Here is a 16,175-nt window from a genome sequence, read left to right on the forward strand (position 1 = left end):
CCGACGGCGGCCCCGGCCGCCGCGACGGGGGCGGCGGCGATGACGGCGCGGCGGGAGACGGTGGTGCGGTCGGTGATGCTCATGGTGCTCCTTGCATTGGGTGGATTGCAGGTGGCGGGGAACGGAGGCTTGTGCGGGACTGCGGTCCGCTGTGCGCTGGCGGGCGGGCCTGGGTCTGCGCGATTGCGCCGCAACGGGAACCGGTTCGGTCCGCGGCGCGGGGGAGCGGTGGGCCCCGCCGGTCCGGGCGGCGTTGCAGGGGAGGAACGGCCTGCGCGGACCGGCGGGAGGTGGGTCAGCGACAGAGGGCGCTCGCGACGCGCATCTGGTCGACTTCGCGCCGCTGTGCGAGTGCGTTGGCGGGCTTCATGAATCGAAGGTAGCAGTAATCCCATCGGAATACTAGAGAATCCTTCGTATCGTTCCACTTGCGAAACCCGACGGCAACGGAGGCGGGGGTGGGTGCGGGGCGCGGGCGAGGACGGGCCGCTTCAGGGGTGGGCGCGGGTGCGGGTGCGGACCTTACCCACCCACGATGGGTGGGTATACATCTTCACGCCCCACCCTCCCGGCCCCGACCGACAATCCGGGCCCGCGCCGTCACCCGATCGGGTCGTGATCCGCGCCTCGACTGCGAGGTCGCAGTCCGTGGTGCGGCGGTCTCGTCGATAGGCCATCGACCACCGCAGTCCGAGGCTCGGCGGCCTCGTCGTCAGGTCGTGGTCCGCATGAGCGTGCGGCTCGGCGGTTCCGCCGTTATGCCGCGGTCCATCTGAGTTCGCGGCTTGCCAAGGGGCCGTATGGGGTCAGCGCCGCCAGCTCGGCCTTGTACTCGCCCGGAGTCTGGTCAAGGACCTTCGTGAAACGCCGTTCAGGAGCGCTCTTCGGGGCGGCCGTGATCGGTTCGCCGTTCCAGGCGCCGCCGACCGCATAGGGGTGCTCGGGGCGGATGACGACCGCCGGGGCGCCGTCCTGGGCCGCCACTCCGACCGCGAGGTCCGAGAGCCGCGGGTACGCCTCGGCCGCATCGCTCAGCAGCCGCTCGGTCGGGAGGACCTGGCCGTCCTGGAACAGCGGCACGTACCCCTCCGGGGCCCACGCCGCGCCCGACACCGACGCGTGCGCGAAGTACGCCCACCACAGGCCCGGGTCCTGGATCGCCTGCCGCGGACCAACGTGGACCGGCTTCGCGGGCCGCTCCCGCGCTTGCAGTTCCGGCAGGCTCAGCGGCCGGCCGTCCTCGTCGGCCCAGTACGCGCCGTGCTGCCCGTCGAGGAGCACCCACCGGTCCAGGTCGTCGATCCAAGCCTCAGCGACGGCGTGGCCCTGCCCGACACCGTCGTGGTAGTCCCCGCGCCGCAGCCACACCCGCCGGGCCGGGATCTTCAAAGCGTTCAGGCCCTGCGCGAGCACGATCGAGTACTCGACGCACGAGTACCGCGCGCCGTTCGCGACCTGCTCCAGGACGTCGACCGCGTCGCCGGCGTTGATGCGCGCGTTCGCGTGCCGCCACAGCGCCGAGGTCCACGCCAGGAGGTCCCGCGCGGTCTGCCAAGCGCCCGCCGCGGGCCGCGGGAGGCGCGTCAGCAGCTGCTGCTCGCGGTGCGCTTCGATCCGGTCCAGGCGCAGCGGCGCGGCCGTGGCCGGCTGCGGCCAGCAGGTGATGCGCAGCGGCGGCGCCGGGACGTTCGCCTTCGCCCGCTCCAGCACCTGCGCCCAGTCCGGGTCCGCGCCGAACGCGGCCGACAGTTCCGGCTCGAACAGGTCGGTCTGGTGGAACCCCGCCTCGATCGCCTCGTCGAGCTTCGCCCGCGCGCCCTTGAGCCCGACCTTGTGCGCCGCGATCGCCAGCGAGGGCGCCCACAGGTCGCGCCAGAACTCCGCGTCGGCGCGGAGGGTCTTCTCCAGGTCGAGCAGCGTCCACCACCGGGCGCCGCGCATCGCGTCCTGGGCGACGGTGCGCACGCGGGCGAGTTTCGCGGTCGAAGGGGGCTGGGCCATGCGTATGAGGGTAGTCACCGCGGGCGCGGCCGCAAAGACCGTTGTGTTGACAGTTCGATGACGCTAGAGTGAGCGGCATGATCCTGTAGAAGAGATTCGGCCGCTGTGGGCGACAGTGCCGACCGGCCGACACGCATGAGTGCATGCCAACTGAGACGTAGAGCAACGCTCCGTTTCGCGCTCACGTCTCTTCAAGCTCGACCCGAGAAGGGGATCCGCATGACCGCCGAAACTCCGGAACCGCAGCAGGACGCCGCCGACGACGCGCCGCTCAACCGCGAGGAACGCCGCGCGCTCGCCCGCGGCAAGAAGACCGGCAAGGCCGGGCACCAGTCGATCGGCGACAAGAAGTCGAAGGTCCGCTCGCAGATGCCCAAGGGCGGGGTCGGCAAGTTCCAGCTCCCCACCAAGAACGGCTGAGCTTGTAAAAAGCACAGCACAGCGAGGCCGAGCAGAGGCCGCCGGACCTTCGGGTCCGGCGGCCTCCGTCGTTCTCCGGGACTACCGCGCTAGATCGCCTGGCAGGTCACCGTCGGCGTCGCCGCCGGGGTGGACCCGATGAAGCCGAAGACCTCGCGGGACTGGCCCGCCGCGACCGTGCCGTTCCAGCCCACGTCGGTGGCCGTCACGTTCGCCCCCGACGCGGTGATCGTCGCGTTCCACGAGGACGTGATCCGGGTGGTGCCCGCCCACGTCCAGGTCAGCCGCCAGCCGTCCAGGGCGGCGCCGGTGGCGGTCACCGTCACCTTGCCCTGCCAGCCCGAGCCCCAGTCGCTGACGATCCCGAGGGCCGCCGTGCAGCCGCCGCCCGGGTTGCCGGTGGGGGTCGTGACCGGGTCGGTCGGCGTCGTCGTTCCCGTCGGGTCCGGGTCGTCCTCGAAGACCGTGGCCCGCTCCGAGGTGGCCTGGATGCCGTTGGTCGACGTGAAGACCCGCTGGCCCCACGTGGTCAGCTGCGACGGGTTGAAGCTCAGCACCTGGTCGAGCTCGCCCCCGGTGTTGCCGGAGTACGACCATGCCAGCCAGCCGATGCCGCGCGCCTGCGCCTCGGCCTGGATCGTCGCCCAGGCGACCGTCTGGCCCTGGAACGTGTCCCCGTACTCGCCGATGATGAGCGGCAGGTTCATCTCCTCGAACGCGTCGAGGTAGTCGATGACCGTCTGCGGGTTCGTGTACACCGCGTACATGTGGATCGAGAACAGCGTGTTGCCGTCCACGTCCGCCGCCGCGACGGTCTCCGCGTTGTCGCGCATGACGTTCTGCCAGTCCTGGCCCCAGTTCGGGGCGTCGACGACGAGCGTGTGGTCGAAGCCGATCGACCGCATCCGCTGAATCGCGTTGACGGTCTGCTGCGTCCACTGCTGCGGGTTGGTGTTGCCCACCGGCTCGTTGCCGATGTTGATGAGGACGTACGCCTCCTCGCCGTCGAGCACGCTGAACAGGCCCTGCCAGAAGGTGACGGCCTGATCCAGGGTGGCCGCACCCGACTCCTCGCCGTAGCCGGTGGTGTCGTGGACTTCGAGCATGCAGATGAGGCGCTGCGCCTTGCACTCGTCGACGATCTGCTGGACGCGCGCGGCGGTCGAGACGCCCCAGTTGCGCTGGCCCGAGCCGAGGACGACGCGGACGGTGTTGGCGCCCAGGGCGCTGATCTCGCCGTAGGAGGCGAATTCGCCCTGGTACCAGACGTCGGGGTGGGAGGTGCCGCGCATGATGAACGGGTTGCCGTTGGCGTCGATCAGCTGCGTGCCGTCGATCGTGAAGCCGCCCGTCTGGGCGCTGGCGGGGACCAGCTGCCACATGCCGGTGAGGGCGATGGCGAAGACGGCTGCCGCCGCCGTCAGCCATGTTCGCAGCCGACGCCGTGCCGGGGCGGCGTCGGTGGTGCCGTGTTCCATGGTGATCCCATCTGTAGGTTCAGGTAAGAGGTGAATCGGTTAATCCCGACCTCAACATAGAGAACCATAAATATCGATGGGGTTCAAGACGTGCCTTGGATTTGGCCTTCCTGCAAGGATGTCCGCGCCGGGTGTCAGGTGCGCGCGGGCGCGGTGGACCCGCGGGGGGACAGCTGCGCGGGGCGGGACTGAACCGAGAAAGCGCGGTCGGCCTGGGGTTCGGCGCCGATGACCGACAGCAGCACCTCGGCGCACTGCGAGCCGTAGGCGGTGATGTCGCGGGTGAGCGAGGTCAGCGCGGGGTGGGTGAGCCGGCACAGCGGCGAGTCGTCCCAGGCGACGATGGAGAGCTGGTCGGGGACGCCTATGCCGAGTTCGTGGGCGACGCCGAGTCCGGCGACGGCGGTGACGTCGTTGTCGAAGATGATCGCGGTGGGCCGCTTGGAAGAAGAGAGGATCCGGCGGGTGATGCGGGCGCTCTGCTCGCCGGTGTAGTCGGAGTGGTGGGTCTCCATCGACTCCAGGTCGAGCCCGGCGGCGGTCTCGGCGTACGCCCGGTCGCGGATCGCGGTGTGCAGCAGGTGCTCGAACCCGGCGACGCGCGCGATCCTGCGGTGTCCCAAGGCGTGCAGGTATTCGAGGATCTCCCGGCACGGGGCGGCGTCGTCGTGCCAGACCGCCGGCAGGCGCGCGCCCTGGACGGGACCCCCGACGGCGACGGCGGGCAGGCCCAGGTCGGCGATGTAGTCGAGCCGCCGGTCGTCGGTCCCCACGTCGCACAGCAGGACCCCGTCGACGCGCCGTTCGGCCCACCAGCGCCGGTAGACCTCCAGTTCGGCCTCGACGGTGTCGACGATCTGGAGGGTCAGGCCGAACGACCCGGCCGAGAGCGTGGACTCGATGCCGCTGATGAGCTCCATGAAGTACGGCTCGATGCCGAGCGTGCGGGCCGAGCGCCGCAGCGCGATGCCCACGGCCTGTGCCGAGGAGACCGACAGGGACCGGGCGGCGCGGTTGGGGACGAAGCCCATCTCGGCGGCGATGGCGAGGATCTTGGCGCGGGTGGTGTCGGAGACGCCGGGGCGGCCGTTGAGCGCGTAGGAGACCGCGCCCTTCGAGACGCCCGCCGCCGCGGCGATGTCGGCGATGGTGACGCGCCTGGTCATCGGTGGTCCTCTCAGCGCAGGGGTACGGCTCTGAGACTGTATCCCACGCCCGCCGCGAACCGGTTCAGTCAAATTCATCTAGACATCGACATTCATGATTTCAATTTGATTACGGTGCCGTCGATACATTGACTGGTCCCGGGCGTGCCGATAAGTTCGGTTCACTTATCCGGTTAAGCGGCGTCGCCTCGCGGACAGCTGGGACGACACCGTGCGGCCGGTGGAACCCCTTACCGCGAACGGAGTGAACGTCACCGTGAACTCGAGAATGAAGCGCTTCAGCGCGGCCGCAGCGGCCGCCGCCCTCGCGCTCGCCGCAGCCGCCTGCTCGGCAGAGGAGGCCGACACCGGGTCGATCACCATCTGGCACACCGGCGACGCCTCCCAGAAGCCGATGCTCGACGCCGTGGGCGCCCTCTACGAAGAGGAGACCGGCGTCGAGGTCGAGGTCGAGATCATCGACTGGGCCGACGCCCACACCAAGATCCTCACCGCCATCCAGGACCAGGACGGCCCCGACATCTTCACCGGCGGCCTCTCCTGGGGCATCGAGTTCGGCGAACTCGGCGGCCTGGTCGACCTGCGCGAGTACGAGACCGAGAACCTCGAAGCCAACGTCATCGACGGCCTCTGGCAGTCCATCGAGTCCCCCGGCGGCGAGCTCTACGGCGTCCCGCTCAACATGACCACCTACGCGATGTTCTACCGCAGCGACATCCTGGAGGAGAACGGCCTCGCCGTCCCCACCACCTGGGACGAGATGGACGCCGCGATCACGCAGCTCCAGGGCGCCGGGTACGCCACCCCGTTCATCTCCACCTGGGAGCCCATCGGCTGGCTCGACTGGTTCAACTACATGTACCAGGCGGGAGGCAGCCTCTACAGCGAGGACTGCACCGAGGTCACCGTCGACTCGCCCGAGGTCGTCGCCGGGACCGAGTACTGGGCCAAGCGCTTCAGCGAGCAGAACGTCCCCACCGACCAGCCCGACATCTCCGGCTTCGCCGCCGGCGAGTACGTGTTCGCCACCGGCGGCTCCTGGAACTACGACGGCCTCGCCGTCGGCTTCCCCGAACTCGAAGGCAAGTGGAGCTCCGCCCCGCTGCCCGCCGGCCCCGCCAACGCCGGATCCTTCATCGGCGGCAACGTCATGGGCGTCATGGCCGGGTCCGACAACCCCGACGCCGCCGCCGCGTTCATCGACACCGTCTACTCCGACGAAGGCGTCGCCGCGATGCTCGACACCGCCGCGACCAACAACGTCCTGTGGCTGCCCCCGCGCACCGACAAGGTCGCCGACACCCACCTCGACGACGCCAACAAGGCGGCCCTGACCGAGATCTTCGAGACCTCCGTCGGCCCGCCCAACTGCTCCGGCTGGGAGCCCGCCTCCCCGAACGTCCAGCTCGCCCTCCAGTCCATCGTGCTCGAAGGCGTCCCGGTCGAAGAGGCCCTCGCCGCGGCCAAGACCGAGATGGAAGCCACCCTCCAGTAGCCGAACGGCCGGGAGCGTCCCTCCACTGCGGCCGCTCCCGGCCCCGCCCCCTCGGAGCCTCCCTTGACCCTCAAGCAGACCGCCGCCCCGAAACCGGACGCCGCACCCGTCCGCCGGACCGCCGGCCGCCCCTCCCACCGCCTCCAGCGGTACGGCCCCGCCTACGCGATGCTGCTGCCCTTCGCGCTGCTGTTCATCGTCTTCCTCGTCTACCCGCTCATCCGCTCGGTCTACTACTCGCTCACCGACTTCAACGCCATCAGGCCCCCGACCTTCGTCGGCTTCGACAACTTCGCCGAACTCATCGCCAACGACGACCGCTTCCACAAGGCCGTCTGGAACACCGTCAAGTACGTCATCGGCTCGGTCACCCTCACCATGGTCCTCGGCCTGCTCCTGGCCGTCGCCTTCAAATCCACGTCCCTGCGCGACCGCCTCATGCGCACCGTCTTCTTCCTCCCCTCGGTCTCCGCCGGCGTCGGCGTCGTCCTGGTGTGGAAGTGGATCTTCATGGTCGACTCCTGGGGCCTCGCCAACACCGTCGCCCGCTTCTTCGGCGGCGAGAACAAGTCCTGGCTCGCCGACCCCGCCGTCAGCATCCCGATCCTCGTCACCATGGCCGTCTGGGGCGGCGCCGGATACGCGATGGTCCTCTTCGTCGCCGGCATCAACGCCATCCCCGACGAGCTCTACGAGCAGGCCTCCATCGACGGCGCCTCCAAGGCCCGCCAGTTCTGGCACATCACGCTGCCGCTCCTGCGCCCCGTCCTGGTCTTCGTGTTCATCACCTCGACCATCGGCGCGTTCCAGATCTTCGAACCGGTCTACCTGCTGTGGCGCCGCTCCGCCTCGATCGTCGGCGGGCCCCTCGACAGCGCCCTCACGATCGTCCCCTACCTGTACGACATGGGCTTCAACCGCTTCCAGCTCGGCTACGCCTCCGCCATCGCCTGGATCCTGTTCGCGATCATCTTCCTGGTCACCCTGGTCCAGCTGCGCGTCACGAAGACCTTCAAGGAGTTCGACCGATGAGCGTTGACACCCTGAGCACTGCGGGAACCGTCGTCAAGCGCCCCAAGAAGATCAACGCGGGCGCCGAGCTCGCCCGCCTCCCGCTCTACCTGTGGGCCGCCGTCGTCCTCATCCCCTTCTGGTGGATGATCATCGCCGCGTTCAAGTCCGTCCCCGAGCTCATGCGCAACCCGCCGACGTTCTTCCCCCAGGACCCTTCGCTCGACTCGTTCTACGATCCAAACGCCCCCGCGGCCGGCGGCGAGCCGAACCCCGACGCCGTCCCCGGCGTCTTCCAGCGCTGGCCCGACGTCGCCGGCGGCTTCCTCCGCTTCGCGCTCAACACCTTCGGCGTCACCGTCGTCGTCACGGTGGCGAGCCTCCTCATCGCCTCGCTCGCGGCGTACATGCTCACCAAGACCGCCGCGCCCGGTCGCCGCACCGTGTTCGTCGTCGTCATCTCCTCGATGATGATCCCCTGGCAGGTCAGCCTCATCCCGAACTACCTGCTCGTCTCCGACCTCGGCATGACCGACTCGTACCTGGGGTACATCGTTCCGGGCCTGGCGAAGTCGTTCGTCGTGTTCTTCCTGGTGCAGTACCTCAGGTCGATCCCCGACGAGCTCGTGCACGCCGCGCGGGTCGACGGGGCCAGCGAGTGGCGCATCTGGTGGCAGATCGTCCTGCCGCTGCTGCGGCCCGCGCTGGCGGCGATGGCGATCTTCGTGGCGCTGGGGGAGTGGAACAACTTCCTGTGGCCGCTGATCATCATCCGCACCGAGGAGCTGTTCAACCTGCCGATCGCGCTGTCGAACCTGAGCAACGCGATCGTGTCCAGCCCCGGTTCGATGGGCGTCGCCATGGCGGCGTCGATGATGGCTACGCTTCCGACTGTCGTGTTCTTCTTCCTGTTCCAGAAGCACTTCATCAAAGGCATCGCTCTCTCGGGTATCAAGGCATAGGAGTGATGCCGGCGATGAACAAGAAGCACAGCATCAAAGGCATCGCCCTCTCCGGCATCAAGGCATAGGAGTCTTTTTGAGCGACAAGCGAATCCTTCACGAGGGCTGGACCGTCGCCGGTGATCCCGGCGCGCCGGCCGCCGTCGATCCGATCCCCGCGGCCGTGCCCGGCGAGGTGGTGTCCGCCCTCCTGGACGCCGGCCTCGTCGCCGACCCGTACACCGACGACGGCGAGCGCGGCGTCGCCTGGGTCGGGCGCCACGACTGGACGTACCGGACCTCCTTCGACTTCGCGAGCGACGACTGGGACGGGGTGGACCTGGTCTTCGACGGCCTCGACACTGTTGCCCGCATCCTGCTCAACGGCGACGTGATCGGCGAGACCGCGAACATGCACCGCCGCTACCGCTTCGACGCGCTCACCGCGATGCGCGAGGGCGCCAACGAACTCGAAATCGTCTTCACCTCGCCGTACGCGTACGCCGAGGCCCAGCGGGACCGGCTCGGGGACCGGCCCAACGCCTACGACGAGCCCGGGAACTTCATCCGCAAGGCCGCCTGCAACTTCGGCTGGGACTGGGGGCCGAACCTCGCCAGCGCCGGGATCTGGCGACCGGTGCGCCTGGAGTACTGGAAGATCGCGCGGATCGCCGAGGTCGTCCCGCACGTCTCGGTCGAGGGCGGGCAGGGCATCGTCGACTTCTCGGTCGAACTCGAACGCGCGGAGCGGGTGGACCTCGACCTCGTCTGCACCGCAGGCGAACACACCGCGGTCCTGCGCGTCCCGGCCGGTAGGAGGACCGCGCAGGTCCGTGTCGTAGTCGACGACCCCGAGCTGTGGTGGCCGCACAACCGCGGCGCCCAGCCGCTGTACGACGTCGCCGTGACCCTCAGTGCCGACGGCAGGGAACTCGACACCTGGTCGCACCGGATCGGTTTCCGCACCGTCGAACTCGACACCGAGCCCGACGCCGACGGCCGCCCGTACACGCTGAAGATCAACGGCGAGGCCGTGTGGGTCAAGGGCGTCAACTGGATCCCCGACGAGGCCCTGTTCAGCCGCATCGACGCCGCGCGCCTGGAGCGGCGGCTGCGGCAGGCCGTCGCGGCCGGGATCGACTACGTGCGCGTGTGGGGCGGCGGTATCTACGAGTCCGAGGACTTCTACCGGCTCTGCGACGAGCTCGGCCTGATGGTCGGCCAGGACTTCCTGTTCGCCTGCGCCGCTTACCCGGAGGAGGAGCCGTTCCGGTCCGAGGTCGAGGCGGAGGCGCGCGACAACCTCGCGCGGCTGGCCCCGCACCCGAGCCTGGTGACGTGGACGGGCAACAACGAGAACATCTGGGGCTGGCACGACTGGGACTGGCAGGAGCCGCTCGGGGAGCTGACCTGGGGCGCGGGCTACTACCACGACCTGCTGCCGAAGCTCGTCGCCGAAGTCGACGGCACCCGCCCGTACTGGCCCGGCAGCCCCTACTCGGGGACGCGCGACCTGCACCCGAACGAGCAGGCGCACGCCTCGGTCCACATCTGGGACGTGTGGAACCAGCTCGACTACGCGCACTACCGCGACTGGCGGCCGCGCTTCGTCGCCGAGTTCGGCTACCAGGCCCCGCCGACGTGGGCCACGGTGCGGCGCATGACGACCGACGAGCCGCTCCAGGCGGAGACGCCGAACATGCTGTGGCACCAGAAGGCCGCCGACGGCCAGGCGAAGCTCCAGCGCGGCCTCGACGCGCACCTGCCCGTGGCGCGGGACTTCGACGACTGGCTGTACTTCACGCAGGTGAACCAGGCCCGCGCGATCCGCCTCGGCATCGAGCACTTCCGCTCGCTCCAGCCGTACTGCACGGGCGCGGTCGTGTGGCAGTTCAACGACTGCTGGCCGGTGACCTCGTGGGCCGCGATCGACGGCGAGGAGCGCCTCAAGCCGCTCTGGTACGCCCTGCGCGACGCCTACGCTGACCGGATCGTGACCTTCCAGCCGCACGGCGAGGGCGTGAAGCTGGTGGCGGTCAACGACTCCGCGGAGGTCTGGAACGGCGTGATCGGCTTCTGGAAGTGCACCGCCGAGGGCCGCATCACCGGCCGGGCGCTCCTGGAGATCGCGATCGACCCGCGCGACACGGCCGAGGTCGTCCTCGAAGGGGGCGTCGCGCCCGCGCCGGGCGAGTTCCTGGTGACCGGCCGCGAGGGCTTCCCGCGCGCGACCTGGTTCACCAAGGAGGACAAGGACATGGACTGGGCGACGGCCCGGTTCACCGCAGAGACCGCGCTCGTGGACGGCGGCGTGGCCGTCACCGTCACGGCCGACACGGTGCTGCGCGACCTGTGCGTCTTCGCCGACCGGCTCGATCCTGACGCGGTCGTCGACAAGGCGCTGGTCACGCTCATCCCCGGCGAGCAGGTCACTTTCACCGTCACGAGCGCGGCCATCGCGGCCTCGCCGGAGCTGACGGCGGCGCTGACTTCGAAGCCGGTGCTGCGCGCGGTCAACGACTGACGGAACGCGGAACGGCCCGGAGCAGCGATGCTCCGGGCCGTTCTGTGCGTCTCAGGCCTTCTCGCCGGTCGCCTCGGACTCTTCGGCGGGTTCGGGCTCCTCGGCGGGTTCGGCCAGGGCCGCTTCGCTCGCCTCCGGGGTCGGGACGCCGATGCCGCCGGCGACGGGAACGTCCGGTTCCGGTTCCGGCTCCTCTTTGACGGGCATGGGGAGCGACTGCGAGATGCGCAGGCCCGCCTGGATGAGCTCCCAGCCGAGCGGCAGCGCCGTGCCGTCGGGCAGGTCGAGTTCGAGGGCGAGGTCGTCGGCGAGGCCGGCCTGCTTGGCGAGCTTGACGACGACCGGGTGGGTCGAGCGGTTCGGGGCGTAGCACCACTTGGGCGCGGCCAGGCCGAAGTCGCGGGCGAGCATGACGGCGGCGACGGCGGCCGGGCCGTCGACGAGGACGGCCGTGGAGCGCGTGGCGGCGGTGAAGATCGCGGCGGCCATCGCGCCGAGCTCGGCGCCGCCGAGGCGCGCGATGAGCTCCTGCGGGCTGCGCTTGAAGCCGCGGTTGAACGCGAGGTGGTCGCGCAGGGCCGAGATGCGGCCCATCCACGCGTTGTCGAAGACCGCGCCGCCAGGGGCGTGCAGCTGCGGCTGGAAGTTCGTGATCTCGTCCTTGGCGATGAACGCGCAGACGGCGACCGAGGCGGTCACCGCGCCCGCGCCGAGGCCGGAGATCAGGAGCAGGTCCGCGCCCTCGTCGATGGCGCGGTCGGCGGTGTCGCGGCCGAGCCGCAGGGCCGCGTCGAGCTCGGTCTCGTCGAGCAGCGGGCCTTCGGCGCCTTCGCTCGCGCCGGTGCGGACCACGCTGATCGGGAGCCCGGCGCGCGCCGCCTGCTCGGCGAACGGTCCCTCGCCGCGCTCCAGGGCCGCCGCCTGCTCGGCGACGGGCGCGTAGTCGCCGGAGTCCCAGCCCGCGGGGTACTCCCCGGCGAACAGGAGCATCCGCGGCGCCGCGAACGGCTCGGGCGCGTCGGTGGCCTGCATGCGGGCGGCCCAGCCGACCGCGGCCTGGAGGCGGCCGAGGCCCGATCCCTCGATGAGCGCGTCCTGGAGGCGCGCGTTGGCGCGCGTCGTCCACACCCCGTTGGGGAACTTCGCTTTCAGTTCGGCGAGGGGCCCGGCGTCGGTCGTCTGAGTCACGGCACAAGGCTAGCGCGGGGGCCGTGGGGCACAATTGCCAAGTGACCACCATCGAGTTCGCCAAAGGGCACGGCACCGGGAACGACTTCGTGATCGTCCCCGACCTCGACGACGCCCTCCCGCTGAAGGACGCCCAGGTCGCGCAGCTGTGCGACCGCCGCTTCGGCATCGGCGGCGACGGCCTGCTGCGCGTGGCCCCCTCGGAGGACCCGGGCGCCGAATGGTTCATGGACTACCGGAACGCCGACGGCTCCATCGCCGAGATGTGCGGCAACGGCGTGCGCGTCTTCGCCCGCTACCTGCTGGAGCAGGGCCTCGCCGAGGGCCCGGAGATCCCCGTGGCGACCCGCGCCGGGATCAAGACCGTGACCGTGGCGGGGGATGAGCTGAGGGTGGACATGGGCTCGGCGGTCTTCGGGACGACTTCCCAGGCGTCCGTCGAGGGCTTCACGTGGCCCGGACAGGTCGTCTCGATGGGGAACCCGCACCTGGTGTGCCATCTGGGGGACGAGGCCGAGCTGGAGGCGCTGGAGCTGTTCCACCAGCCGCGCTACGACGCGGCCCTGTTCCCCGAGGGCGTCAACGTCGAGTTCGTGACGGGCGCCGCCCCGCACGTGCGCATGCGCGTCCACGAGCGCGGCGTCGGCGAGACCGCCTCGTGCGGCACCGGCGCCTGCGCGGTCGGCGCGGTCGCGCTGCGCCACGCCGGGCTCGACACGGGCACGTGCAAAGTGGACGTCCCCGGTGGGACCCTCACGATCACCGTCACCGACGAGACCCTCTACATGACCGGCCCGGCCGTGATCGTGGCCGAGGGGACCTTCCGCGTCTGACGCAACGGGAAAGCCCCGGAAGCCGAAGGCTCCCGGGGCTTTCGAACGTTCGCTACCGCATCACGCGCTTGACCGCCGCCGCGACCGCCGGGGCCACGTTCGGGTCGAAGACGCTCGGCACGATGTAGGTCGCGTTGACCTTGTCCTCGCCGACGCAGTCGGCGATGGCCGTGGCCGCCGCGAGGGCCGCGTCGTCGTTCCAGTCGCGCGCCTGCGCGTCGAGGAGCCCGCGGAACACGCCCGGGAACGCCAGCACGTTGTTGATCTGGTTCGGCTGGTCCGACCGCCCGGTCGCCACGATCGCCGCGTAGCGCGCGGCCTCGGTCGGGGAGATCTCCGGGTCCGGGTTCGCCAGCGCGAACACGATCGGGTCCTTCGCCATCTTCGCGACATCGGAGCCCTTGAGGATGTTCGGCGCGCTCACGCCGATGAACACGTCCGAGCCCTCGACCGCGCCCGAGAGGTCCCCGGAGTAGTCGGCCTTGTTGAAGTGCTCGCCGAGCCACTTCCACGTCTCGTTGTCGGTCTCGAACCCCGAGTGCAGGGCGCCGTCGCGGTCGACGGGGACGATGTCGCCGATGCCGGCCTTCTCCAGCAGCCGCATGATCGCGGTCCCGGCCGCGCCGCAGCCGACCACGGTCGCGCGCACGTCCTTGAAGTCCTTGCCCACCACGCGGAGCGCGTTGGTGAGCGCGGCGAGCACCACGATCGCGGTGCCGTGCTGGTCGTCGTGGAAGACGGGGATGTCGAGCCGCTCGCGCAGGCGCGCCTCGATCTCGAAGCAGCGCGGCGCGGCGATGTCCTCCAGGTTGATGCCGCCGTACGTCGGCGCGAGCGCGGCGACGATGTTGACGATCTCGTCGGTGTCCTGCGTGTCGAGGCACACCGGCCACGCGTCGACGTCGCCGAACTTCTTGAACAGCGCCGCCTTGCCCTCCATGACCGGCATCGCGGCCATCGGCCCGATGTTGCCCAGGCCCAGGACGGCCGAGCCGTCGGTGACGACGGCGACCGTGTTGCGCTTGATGGTGAGGCGGCGGGCGTCGTCCGGGTTCTCGGCGATCGCCATGCACACGCGGGCCACGCCGGGCGTGTACGCCATCGACAGGTCGTCGCGGTTGCGCAGCGGCACCTTCGGGGCGACCTCGATCTTGCCGCCGAGGTGCATGAGGAAGGTCCGGTCGGAGACCTTCTTCACGTCGAAGTCCGGCATCGCCTCCAGGATCTTGGTGACCTGCTCGGCGTGCGCGGCGTCGGAGGTGTCGCACGTGAGGTCGACGGTCATGCGCTTGTTGTCGGAGCCGACGACGTCGAGGGCGGTGACGATGGCCCCCGCCTGCCCGACGACCGTGGCGAGGCGCCCGGCCGCGCCCGGGTCGGCCGAGAGGGCCAGACGGACGGTGATGGAGAACCCTGCGCTGGGAAGACGGGCAGTGCTCATGCCGCTCCTTTGATGTGCACTTCGTTGTGGACCACTTGCCGGATGCCTTGAATGATGCCACCGCCGCCGCCCGGCCCGCCCGCGCCCGGGCGCGGGGTGACGGCTCCGACCAGCGATGACGTCCTCACAGGTCCGGATCGGCGGCGGCCGGGCCCGGAGACCAATAAGAACAAATATCCGATCGGGCCAAGGTCGGGCGCCGAACCCGCGCCCATAATCACTCGATCTTGTCAGCGGGGCGTGTCAAGCTTGTGTTGATGCCTGAACAGTACGAGAACACCCGCGAAGACTTCTCCTCCGACGCCCCCTCGACGGGCGAACTGGACCTGGAGGCGCGCCAGGCGCTGCGACGCGTCTCCGGGATCGCCTCCACCGAGCTCGAAGACGTCACCGACGCCGAGTACCGCCGCCTCCGCCTGGAGCGCGTCGTGCTGGTCGGCGTGTGGACCGAAGGCTCCATCGGCGACGCCGAGAACTCCCTCGACGAGCTCGCCCAGCTGGCCGAGACGGCCGGCTCCGAGGTCGTCGACGGCCTCATCCAGCGCCGCTCCAAGCCCGACGCCGGGACCTTCATCGGCTCCGGCAAGGTCAGGGAGCTCAAGGACACCGTCGAGGCGCTCGGCGCCGACACCGTGATCGCCGACGGGGAGCTCTCCCCGGGCCAGCTGATCGCCCTCGAAAAGGCCGTCAACGTCAAGGTCATCGACCGCACGGCCCTGATCCTCGACATCTTCGCGCAGCACGCGAAGAGCGCCGAGGGCAAGGCCCAGGTCGAGCTCGCGCAGCTCCAGTACCTGCTGCCGCGCCTGCGCGGCTGGGGCGAGGCCATGAGCCGCCAGGGCGGCTCGAACGGCGGCGTGGGCCTGCGCGGCCCCGGCGAGACCAAGCTGGAGACCGACCGGCGGCGCATCCGCGCGAAGGTCGCCAAGCTCCGCCGCGAACTGGCGAAGCTCACCGTCACCCGCGAGACCAAGCGCGACTCGCGCACCCGCAACCGCGTCCCCGGCGTCGCGATCGCCGGGTACACCAACGCCGGCAAGTCGAGCCTGCTCAACGCCCTCACCGGCGCGGGCATCCTCGTCCAGGACGCCCTGTTCGCCACCCTCGACACCTCTACGCGGCGCTCGCGCACCGCGGAGGGCCGGGAGTACACGGTGACCGACACGGTCGGCTTCGTGCGGCACCTGCCGCACCAGCTGGTCGAGGCGTTCCGCTCCACGCTCGAAGAGGTCGCCGAGTCCGACCTGATCGTGCACGTCATCGACGGTTCGCACCCTGACCCGCTCGGCCAGGCCGAGGCGGTGCGCGTGGTGCTCGCCGAGGTCGGCGCCGAGGAGATCCCGGAACTGGTCGTGGTGAACAAGCTCGACCTGGTCGACCCGGACACGATGCTCCAGCTCCGCTCCGACTGGCCCGACGCCGTGTTCGTCTCGGCGCATTCGGGTGAGGGGATCGACAAGCTCCGGGCCGCGATCGAGAACGCGCTGCCGCAGCCGGACACCACGCTGACGGTGTGCATCCCGTACGTCCGCGGCGACCTGGTCTCCCGCCTGCGCTCGCGCGGCGAGGTCCTGACGACCGAACACCGAGGTGACGGCACGGTCATCACGGCCCGTGTGGACGAAGCCCTGGCCGGAGAATTGCGAGCGTTCGTCCTGGAAAAGGACTGAATCGCAG

13 protein-coding genes are annotated in these 16,175 nt (G+C 70.2%); 7 read left to right on the forward strand and 6 right to left on the reverse strand.

Annotated elements, in window-relative coordinates; all coding sequences use genetic code 11:
- Nucleotides 1-194 (reverse strand): hypothetical protein (locus DI269_RS28425; protein ID WP_232822857.1); only part of this gene is annotated, 194 nt, incomplete at its 3' end.
- 562 nt (nt 195-756) lie between these two features.
- Nucleotides 757-2,001, reverse strand: coding sequence for a transglutaminase domain-containing protein (locus tag DI269_RS21535; RefSeq protein WP_112139670.1), 1,245 nt, complete (start codon nt 1,999-2,001; stop codon nt 757-759).
- A 219-nt stretch (nt 2,002-2,220) separates the two neighbouring features.
- Here DI269_RS21535 and DI269_RS21540 point away from each other — a divergent pair, with 219 nt between their 5' ends.
- Nucleotides 2,221-2,421, forward strand: coding sequence for a hypothetical protein (locus DI269_RS21540; RefSeq protein WP_091053177.1), 201 nt, complete (start codon nt 2,221-2,223; stop codon nt 2,419-2,421).
- 89 nt (nt 2,422-2,510) lie between these two features.
- On the opposite strand, the gene DI269_RS21545 is transcribed toward DI269_RS21540, so the two are convergent.
- Nucleotides 2,511-3,899: a cellulase family glycosylhydrolase gene (locus tag DI269_RS21545; protein ID WP_112139673.1), complete on the reverse strand. Its 1,389-nt coding sequence runs from the start codon at nt 3,897-3,899 to the stop codon at nt 2,511-2,513.
- Nucleotides 3,900-4,033: 134 nt separating this feature from the next.
- Nucleotides 4,034-5,065, reverse strand: coding sequence for a LacI family DNA-binding transcriptional regulator (locus DI269_RS21550; RefSeq protein WP_112139675.1), 1,032 nt, complete (start codon nt 5,063-5,065; stop codon nt 4,034-4,036).
- A 256-nt stretch (nt 5,066-5,321) separates the two neighbouring features.
- Here DI269_RS21550 and DI269_RS21555 point away from each other — a divergent pair, with 256 nt between their 5' ends.
- The 4 genes from DI269_RS21555 (at nt 5,322) to DI269_RS21570 (ending at nt 11,036) form a co-directional block, all read left to right on the forward strand.
- Nucleotides 5,322-6,560 (forward strand): extracellular solute-binding protein, encoded by a 1,239-nt coding sequence (locus DI269_RS21555; RefSeq protein WP_157975142.1) that lies wholly within the window; start codon nt 5,322-5,324, stop codon nt 6,558-6,560.
- 63 nt (nt 6,561-6,623) lie between these two features.
- Nucleotides 6,624-7,592, forward strand: a complete 969-nt coding sequence (locus DI269_RS21560; RefSeq protein WP_112139680.1) for a carbohydrate ABC transporter permease — start codon at nt 6,624-6,626, stop codon at nt 7,590-7,592.
- The gene (locus tag DI269_RS21565) at nt 7,589-8,533 is read left to right on the forward strand and encodes a carbohydrate ABC transporter permease (RefSeq protein ID WP_112139682.1); all 945 of its coding nucleotides are present in this window, start codon (nt 7,589-7,591) and stop codon (nt 8,531-8,533) included. Before DI269_RS21560 ends, DI269_RS21565 begins: the two co-directional genes overlap by 4 nt.
- Before the next feature lie 76 nt (nt 8,534-8,609).
- A complete protein-coding gene (locus tag DI269_RS21570) occupies nt 8,610-11,036 on the forward strand; it encodes a glycoside hydrolase family 2 protein (RefSeq protein WP_112139685.1) in 2,427 nt (808 codons plus the stop codon).
- A gap of 51 nt (nt 11,037-11,087) precedes the next feature.
- On the opposite strand, the gene DI269_RS21575 is transcribed toward DI269_RS21570, so the two are convergent.
- Nucleotides 11,088-12,224: a nicotinate-nucleotide--dimethylbenzimidazole phosphoribosyltransferase gene (locus tag DI269_RS21575; protein WP_112139687.1), complete on the reverse strand. Its 1,137-nt coding sequence runs from the start codon at nt 12,222-12,224 to the stop codon at nt 11,088-11,090.
- 50 nt (nt 12,225-12,274) lie between these two features.
- On the opposite strand from DI269_RS21575, the gene dapF reads away from it, so the two are divergent.
- Nucleotides 12,275-13,057 carry a diaminopimelate epimerase gene (dapF, locus tag DI269_RS21580; RefSeq protein ID WP_112139711.1) on the forward strand — a complete coding sequence of 261 codons (783 nt, stop codon included), beginning with the start codon at nt 12,275-12,277 and terminating at the stop codon, nt 13,055-13,057.
- A gap of 52 nt (nt 13,058-13,109) precedes the next feature.
- Here dapF and DI269_RS21585 read toward each other — a convergent pair whose 3' ends face one another.
- The gene (locus DI269_RS21585) at nt 13,110-14,498 is read right to left on the reverse strand and encodes an NAD-dependent malic enzyme (RefSeq protein WP_112139689.1); all 1,389 of its coding nucleotides are present in this window, start codon (nt 14,496-14,498) and stop codon (nt 13,110-13,112) included.
- 257 nt (nt 14,499-14,755) lie between these two features.
- Here DI269_RS21585 and hflX point away from each other — a divergent pair, with 257 nt between their 5' ends.
- Entirely contained in the window at nt 14,756-16,168 is a 1,413-nt protein-coding gene (gene hflX, locus DI269_RS21590; RefSeq protein ID WP_112139691.1) for a GTPase HflX, read from the forward strand.
- The last annotated feature ends 7 nt before the right edge of the window (nt 16,169-16,175 follow it).

It is taken from the genome of Glycomyces dulcitolivorans, from assembly GCF_003265355.1.
GTDB classification, from domain to species: Bacteria; Actinomycetota; Actinomycetes; order Mycobacteriales; family Micromonosporaceae; genus Glycomyces; species Glycomyces dulcitolivorans.

Coding starts and splice junctions, on each gene's coding strand:
- hflX (WP_112139691.1), top strand. CDS start 14,756: ATGCCTGAACAGTACGAGAACACCCGCGAAGACTTCTCCTCCGACGCC.
- DI269_RS21585 (WP_112139689.1), bottom strand. CDS start 14,498: ATGAGCACTGCCCGTCTTCCCAGCGCAGGGTTCTCCATCACCGTCCGT.
- DI269_RS21535 (WP_112139670.1), bottom strand. CDS start 2,001: ATGGCCCAGCCCCCTTCGACCGCGAAACTCGCCCGCGTGCGCACCGTC.
- DI269_RS21550 (WP_112139675.1), bottom strand. CDS start 5,065: ATGACCAGGCGCGTCACCATCGCCGACATCGCCGCGGCGGCGGGCGTC.
- DI269_RS21565 (WP_112139682.1), top strand. CDS start 7,589: ATGAGCGTTGACACCCTGAGCACTGCGGGAACCGTCGTCAAGCGCCCC.
- DI269_RS21545 (WP_112139673.1), bottom strand. CDS start 3,899: ATGGAACACGGCACCACCGACGCCGCCCCGGCACGGCGTCGGCTGCGA.
- DI269_RS21540 (WP_091053177.1), top strand. CDS start 2,221: ATGACCGCCGAAACTCCGGAACCGCAGCAGGACGCCGCCGACGACGCG.